7 protein-coding genes are annotated in these 6665 nt (G+C 63.3%); 5 read left to right on the forward strand and 2 right to left on the reverse strand.

Going from position 1 to position 6665, the window contains the following annotated elements:
• Positions 1–8 precede the first annotated feature (8 nt).
• The 5 genes from AB0L97_RS30425 to AB0L97_RS30445 all read left to right on the forward strand — a co-directional run bounded on the left by AB0L97_RS30425 (position 9) and on the right by AB0L97_RS30445 (position 4330).
• On the forward strand, positions 9–917 hold the full coding sequence (locus AB0L97_RS30425; RefSeq protein ID WP_063022250.1) for an acetaldehyde dehydrogenase (acetylating): 909 nt from the start codon (positions 9–11) through the stop codon (positions 915–917).
• A gap of 12 nt (positions 918–929) precedes the next feature.
• Positions 930–1967 carry a 4-hydroxy-2-oxovalerate aldolase gene (gene dmpG / locus AB0L97_RS30430; RefSeq protein ID WP_039794773.1) on the forward strand — a complete coding sequence of 346 codons (1038 nt, stop codon included), beginning with the start codon at positions 930–932 and terminating at the stop codon, positions 1965–1967.
• A gap of 520 nt (positions 1968–2487) precedes the next feature.
• Positions 2488–3207 (forward strand): hypothetical protein, encoded by a 720-nt coding sequence (locus AB0L97_RS30435; RefSeq protein WP_364436164.1) that lies wholly within the window; start codon positions 2488–2490, stop codon positions 3205–3207.
• On the forward strand, positions 3207–3518 hold the full coding sequence (locus AB0L97_RS30440) for a hypothetical protein (protein WP_364436167.1): 312 nt from the start codon (positions 3207–3209) through the stop codon (positions 3516–3518). Before AB0L97_RS30435 ends, AB0L97_RS30440 begins: the two co-directional genes overlap by 1 nt.
• A gap of 14 nt (positions 3519–3532) precedes the next feature.
• Positions 3533–4330 (forward strand): hypothetical protein, encoded by a 798-nt coding sequence (locus tag AB0L97_RS30445; protein WP_364436170.1) that lies wholly within the window; start codon positions 3533–3535, stop codon positions 4328–4330.
• A 597-nt stretch (positions 4331–4927) separates the two neighbouring features.
• Here AB0L97_RS30445 and AB0L97_RS30450 read toward each other — a convergent pair.
• Entirely contained in the window at positions 4928–5779 is an 852-nt protein-coding gene (locus tag AB0L97_RS30450; RefSeq protein WP_364436173.1) for an ATP-grasp domain-containing protein, read from the reverse strand.
• Positions 5780–5868: 89 nt separating this feature from the next.
• The gene (locus AB0L97_RS30455; protein ID WP_364436176.1) at positions 5869–6441 is read right to left on the reverse strand and encodes a YdeI/OmpD-associated family protein; all 573 of its coding nucleotides are present in this window, start codon (positions 6439–6441) and stop codon (positions 5869–5871) included.
• Between the last annotated feature and the right edge of the window lie 224 nt (positions 6442–6665).

Raw genomic sequence — 6665 nt, forward strand, 5'->3', positions numbered from 1 at the left:
AGGCTGTCGTGTCCAACGGGACCGTCACCGCCGCGATCGTCGGGTCCGGCAACATCAGCACCGATCTGCTCTACAAACTGCTGCGCTCGCAGAAGATCCAGCCGCGTTGGATGATCGGGATCGACCCGGACAGCGAGGGGCTGAAGCGGGCGCGCGGGCTCGGGCTGGAAACCTCGCACGAAGGCGTGGACTGGCTGCTCGGGCAATCCGAACTGCCCGACCTGATCTTCGAGGCGACCTCGGCGTACGTGCACCGCGCCGCCGCGCCGCGCTACGCCGAAGCGGGCATCCGCGCCGTCGACCTCACCCCCGCCGCCGTCGGCCCCGCCGTCGTGCCGCCGGTGAACCTGGGCGCGAATATCGACGCGCCGAACGTCAACATGATCACCTGCGGCGGCCAGGCGACGATCCCGATCGTCGCCGCGGTGTCGCGGGTCGTCCCGGTGCCGTACGCGGAGATCGTCGCGTCGGTGTCGTCGGTCTCCGCGGGCCCCGGCACCCGCGCGAACATCGACGAGTTCACCAAGACCACCAGTCGCGGCGTCGAGACCATCGGCGGGGCGCAGCGCGGCAAGGCCATCATCATCCTGAATCCGGCCGAGCCGCCGATGATCATGCGCGACACCATCTTCTGCGCCATCCCCGACGACGCCGACACCGACGCGATCGCCGACTCGATCCACCGGATGGTCGCCGACATCCAGCAGTACGTGCCCGGCTACCGGCTGCTCAACGAGCCGCAGTTCGACGAGCCCTCGGTGGTCTCCGGCGGCATGGCCAAGGTGTCGGTGTTCGTCGAGGTGGAGGGCGCGGGCGACTTCCTGCCCCCGTACGCGGGCAACCTCGACATCATGACCGCCGCCGCTACGCAGGTCGGCGAGGTCATCGCCGAGCAGATCGTCACGGCCCGGGTGTAAGGAGCTTTCGACATGGCCTACTCAGCAGAACTCGACATCCGCGTCACCGACACCTCGCTGCGCGACGGATCCCACCACAAGCGCCACCAGTTCACCGCCACCGAGGTCCGCGACATCGTGGCCGCGCTGGACGGCGCGGGCGTGCCGGTGATCGAGGTGACCCACGGCGACGGTCTCGGCGGTTCGTCGTTCAACTACGGCTTCTCCAAGACGCCGGAGCAGGAACTGGTCACCATCGCCGCCGAGACGGCGAAGCGGGCGAAGATCGCCGTGCTGATGCTGCCCGGCGTCGGGGTGAAGGAAGACATCAAGATCTCCCAGGACAACGGCGCGTCCATCTGCCGGATCGCCACACACTGCACCGAAGCCGACGTGTCGATCCAGCACTTCGGTCTGGCGCGGGAACTCGGACTGGAGACGGTCGGGTTCCTGATGATGTCGCACACCCAGCCGCCGGAGGTGCTCGCCAAGCAGGCGCGCATCATGGCCGACGCCGGCTGCCAGTGCGTCTATATCGTCGACTCGGCCGGTGCGCTGGTGCTCGAGCAGGTTTCCGACCGCGTCGCGGCGCTGGTGGCCGAACTCGGCGACGACGCGCAGGTCGGCTTCCACGGTCACGAGAACCTCGACTTGGCCGTGGCCAACTCGATCTACGCCATCCGCGCCGGCGCGAAGCAGATCGACGGCAGCGCACGGCGTTTCGGCGCGGGCGCGGGAAACACCCCGGTCGAGGCGCTGGTCGGCGTGTGCGACAAGCTCGGCGTCAAGACAGGCATCGATTTCTTCGCCATCGCCGACGCCGCCGAAGACGTCGTCCGCCCCGCCATGCCCCAGGAATGCCTGCTCGATCGCCAGGCCCTGATGATGGGCTACGCGGGCGTCTACTCCAGCTTCCTCAAGCACGCCGAGCGGCAAGCCGAGCGCTACGGCGTCTCCGCCGCCGAAATGCTCGTACGAGCGGGCAAGCGCAAACTGGTCGGCGGCCAGGAGGATCAGCTGATCGACATCGCGCTGGAATTGCAGCGGGAGAAGGCGACCGTCACCGCCTGACCGGCCTGACCACAGCGGGGTCGCGAACATGCGTTCGCGACCCCGTTCGTCTGCGGGAACCACGATCAACCAAGTCCCTGCTTGTCGATGGGTGGTACATCACGCGTCTCCGAGTACCCGGCGAGGAACTCGAGTACATTCGGCCAGGCGGCAGCAACGATCCCTTCGTGATCGGTGTCGAGCCGTGAAACTCGTATCTCGCCCCGCCAAGCACGTACTGAGCGAGTAGCGCCGGTCCATCGTTGGGGACGACGTGGTCGGTCGTGCCGTGTGTGATCAATAGCAGGCTGCGGTGCCACGAAGTGGTGGACTCGGACCGCTATGGAGCGAACGGTTGGGGAGGCGTACTGCTAAGGTCTCGAATACCAAGGGCGGAGGGGGTTCTCACTGATCGGTATGCAGCACCACCGGCTCGTCAGCCTTTGCGCGATACCCACGTTTCGAAGCCCACCGGATCCAGCACAGTCCGGTGCGGTTGTTTCGAGTCATAGCGAAACATAGATCCCACATGAGGACGACCATGAACGAAGACTTCCTCGATGAACTCGCACGATTCCACGCCTACACCCAAGCGATCTCCGGACTGATGCAGGAAGTCACTCAGGCCGGACCACAGCGCACCACCGGGCGCGACAGCACCGGAACAGTCGAGGCCACCATATCCTCAGTCGGAGAAGTGATCGACATCGCCATCGCCGAGAACTGGTCTCGGCACCTGGAACGAGACCAAATCGGGCAGGCGGTAGTGAGCGCGATCAAAGATGTCGAACGCCGGCGCTTCGAAGCGGCTATGACCGCCGCAGTCGACAACGGCACCATCGATCGGCTCGAAGCACTGAGCCTCGATGATGTGACACCCAGTCACCTCGAACTACCGAAGCCACCGCGTTACCCGACAGTCGGAACTACGCAACTGCTCGACGAGACCCTCCAGGCCATCAACGTCGGAACAGTGCTCGAGCCGAAGGAATTCGTCGGCGAAGCCGAAACCGAAGATCAGCTACACGCAGTTATCACTCTGAACAGCAGTGGTATCGCCGACTGCGTAGTCCGACTGCCGTGGGGAATCGACGTCAGCGGCAACGCGATCGCCTGGACGATCAAGCAGGCGCACGGTGAAGCACGTCAGGGACTGCTTGCCGCCGGAACACGCAGCGGTGCAACCGATTTCGACATGCTGATTACCGATGCCATTCAGTCTCTCGCCGCGATACAGAATCGCCCACAAGGAGTGAACTAGTGGCTCCCACAGCACAAGAAATCAAGGTCGCCACCGACACCCTCCGCAAGGACGCAGCGGTCTGGGATCGCGAATCGGCCACCATGTCGAATTTGAAGAGTACGGTCGACGGCCTGACATTCGGCCGCCTCGAGGCCGGAATCTTCCAAGCCATCGTCGATGCCAACAACAAGTTGGCTATCAAGATATCGGAACGCTGCGACCAGGCGTCGAAACGTTTTGCTGAGATCGGAGACACGCTCATGCATTGCGCAGACACGTACGATGCCGAAGACGCCGCGGGAAAACACCGGATCGACAGTCTCTGGTAAATAGAGGGGTAATAATGTCATTCGATATATCGTCGTACAATTCTGTCGTCGATGGCCTGGAAAAATTCCTTGACGACATCGATGGCAAAGTCAGGGTGGCGATACCACAAGCTGAGCAGGAAGCCCTCGACCTACCGTACGTCAGACTGATTCCGCCCGTTCAGCGCGCAGTCAAAACGTGCGCCGACAAGCTCATCGAAATATGCAAATGGCTATGGGACAAGGTCATCGAAATCATGAAGGGGATTCGTGCCCCGTACGACATGTACCTGCGCAGCCGCGATTGGACCGATGTACGCGATTCCGTATCGAGCATCCAGGGCGAAATTGATCCGAACAACTTGGCGGTAAACCGCGTCTGGAAAGGTGCGGCGCAGTTGGCCTACATGAAGTCGAACACGGCGCAGAGCGCAGCATCGGGCAAAGTCGGCGACATCGCCGACAAGACTAAAACCGTCCTGATCGAGTCGGCCGTGGCAGGGCTTGCCTTCTATGCAGGTCTATTGAGTATCTGCTGGCAGTTCCTTGCGAGCCTCGCAGCGGCAATCGCTGCCCTGGCCACCGGAGTAGGGGCGCCCATCAGCCTCGCGGATATCGCAGCCGACTCGGGGATCACCACCGCGCAGATCTGGGTAGCGGTCGGTCTCCTGAGTGCCTTCGTGGGGCAGCAGGCCAGAAGCTTCGGTGACCTCCACTCGGCAGCATCGGATAACAGCAGCTTCCCGGGCGGGAGATGGCCGGATCCGATTTCTTCAACGTTCAGCGACGCGTCGGTCGGCGGCGATAACGAATCCAAGTGGAGGCTGAACTGAGCAAAAAGTATATCGGGCAGCGGTTACCTCCCGAGCAGGAAGCGCTGAAACGTCCCAGCAGTTTGGTCGGACTCGCGATGGTGCCGCTATTCTTCGGTCTATTGCTGATAGTGACCAGTGTGAGTAGCTCGGCTGTCGCTGGAGGTGTGGCCTCCGCAGTGCTGCTCGGGGTAGCGATCGCTGCGCAACTGGTTGGAATCACTCTCAGTTGGAGGAAACCACCGACCGGTAAGTCGCGAATAGTCGTGAGTTCGGTTTTCATCTGTTCCGGGTCGGCGATTATAGGCCTATTCGTGGCGAGCCTTGCCGCCGGTGTGAATACCTTTCAGGTGTACTATTGCTATCCAATCCTACTGGTGTCAACGGCAATACTCGGCCATCAATGCCTCAATCATCACCGTTATCTATTCCAGAAATCCTCACGAAACGAAGACCGAATCGAATCGGAATGAAGAATGACCTTGTGACTCGCCGATGGTTGTTCTGAGCCACCGTGGTCACAGGGGTAAACGGGTTACGCGCCCAACGGTTGATGTGGCCGCGTGACCCTGGTGGCCTGCGGATCATCCGGCCCGGCCGACCGGAGCGCTTGTCTGCTCACTGTGAACCAGCGCGAAGGACGGCGAGCAGCTGCTCGGCCGGAATGGTGTGGGGGCGGTCGCTCACTTGGCCGTCACCTAGTTCGACCAAGCGCCAGGCCCCGTCGTCGCGCAACGCGAAGTCGGCTGTCACGAACAGGAGGCCGAGGGCGGCGATGGCGTCTTCGACGGATGTCGGGTCGAACTCGACGTCGGGCATGTCCTCCGGGGTGTCCGGGTGCGGGCCGATCAACCGGCACCTGCCGTCCGCCCACCAGGTGCGCACTTCGGCCGATCGGAAATGTTCGAAGCGGCGCAGAACGAATCCGCCGGTCAGGTCGTCGCCGCGAAGTTCGGCGAATCTGCGCGCCACGTGCCAGGCGGCGTCCGGGTCCGCCACATCCGGGATGAACGCCGCTTCGTGCCAGTAGTGCTTCATCGACTTGGTGTAGTCGCGCAGGACGGCGGGGCCCGTGCCCAGTTCCCTGCACGCGTGATCGAATGCGGCGCGACCGCTCCCGCTGGTCCATACCGATCGAGGCGTCATCTCGGCGAGTGCGGAATTCCACCCCGGCAGCTCGTGCGCCCGCCGGTATTGTTCGGCGCTCGTGCGCAGCGTGACGCCCCGCTGCCGCAAGCTCCGTTCGAACGCGGCGTACTCAGCACTGCGCAACATCCAGCCGCGGTAGACAGCTACCCCGCTGGAACGAACGCGTCGAACGGCCTCCTCCGCGCCGTCAGCGCGGGTCAGCGCGTCGTGATCGACCACGGCGACTTCCAATCCGACGGCACGAGCCGCGTCCGCCTCCGGGGCGAAATGCTCGTCGACGCGTTGGGGTCGAAGTACATCGGCCGGAACAAGAAGCAGCACAACACATATCCTCGTGTCGGCGCACACGATTCCCAACCGATTTTCGCCTCGCCGCTATCGGTGATCATCGATGCCGCAGTCGACTTGGACTACGCGGCTGGCTGATTCAACTCATCGAGCATGCGCCGCAGCTGCCCAGCCCGCTCGGCGGAACTCCGTGTCTTCATCAGCCGCAGGAAGTGCGCATACTGCGCGGTGCGGTCGAGCAGTTCGAATCTCTTCCGTGCGCGTGGATTCGCGCTGAGCGCTTCGAGCAAGTCGGCCGGACAGGTGGCGGTCCGCTGGGATTCATAGGCGGCCGCCCAGCGCCCATCGGCCTGCGCGGCGGCGATGGCCGCGAAACCGGCCGCCCGCATGCGACCTGTGGCGACGAGAGCTTCGGCTTTGGCGACGTTGATCTGCGACCACGGACTCCTCGGACGGCGCGGCGAGTATCGCTGCAGGTAGTGCTCGGCGTCGAGGCCGCGGCGGTGACTGTCGATCCAGCCGAAGCAGAGCGCGCCGTCGAGCGCCTCCCCGTTGCTGATCGTCCAGTCCGCCGCCCCCTTCTTGGCGATCTTCAGCCAGACATCGGCGTGCCTGTCGTGATTGGCTGCCAGCCACTCCTCCCACTGTGCGACGTCGACACAAGTAAGAATTCTTGTTCCATCGAACCAACTCACGGTGCCCTCCAAGATGCGGTGATGTCTTTCCACCTCATCCTCCGACCCAAAGTGCTCATCAACTGAGCACTTCACCCTTCGGGTGGCACACGAGCGTGTGGTGGTCCCCGGGATTCGCCGCTCTAATGTCAAGGCCGCGCAGTTTGGGTTCCTGCCCGGTTGTCAACCGGGCAGGATATGGATGCTGATCTGGGTTTTGTAGGTGTTGCGGTCGATGTCGCCCT

The organism is Nocardia sp. NPDC051911, from assembly GCF_040681035.1.
In the GTDB taxonomy this organism is placed as follows: Bacteria; Actinomycetota; Actinomycetes; order Mycobacteriales; family Mycobacteriaceae; genus Nocardia; species Nocardia sichangensis.